Source organism: Cellulomonas sp. P4_A2 (assembly GCF_056402515.1).
The window spans coordinates 1-455 of the sequence record NZ_JBFUHG010000105.1 but is presented as its reverse complement, the minus strand read 5'-3'; the positions used below and the strand labels follow the sequence as shown (position 1 = coordinate 455).

Genomic DNA, 455 nt, shown 5'->3' with positions numbered 1-455 from the left:
GGTCGAGGGTGGCCATCATGAACACCGGCTTGCCGTTGAGAACGGTGCGCGGGGTGCCGTTCACCTTCTCCACAGCGATCGACCGCATCCCGAAGTAACTGCCGACCCGATCGGAGCCGACGGAGACCTTCAACCGGTAGAGGTGTGGGTCGTTCGCGGACCACAGATGCGGGTCCGGCACGCGCACGTCCAGCGCCGATCCGGTACGGCCGGTGGCCGTCCCGACCTTGCGCTTCCCGTCGTACACGGTTGCCGTCACCGGCACCCCGTCCCGTACCCCGCGCACCTCGACGGCGACCTTCTCACCCTGCACATCGGGGGTGAGCTTCAGCGAGTCGGCGTGATCGGTGGCGACCGGCTCCATCCACACSGTCTGCCAGATKCCGGASGACGGGGTGTACCAGATGCCGCTCGGGTCGAGGCGCTGCTTGCCCATCGGCGGGTTCCCGCCGTCC

At 68.4% G+C, this 455-nt stretch carries 1 pseudogene; it reads right to left on the bottom strand.

Annotated features, from left to right (window positions below):
* A pseudogene (locus AC1DUE_RS20300) lies at positions 1 to 436 on the bottom strand (glycoside hydrolase family 2); the annotation flags it as partial.
* Between the last annotated feature and the right edge of the window lie 19 nt (positions 437 to 455).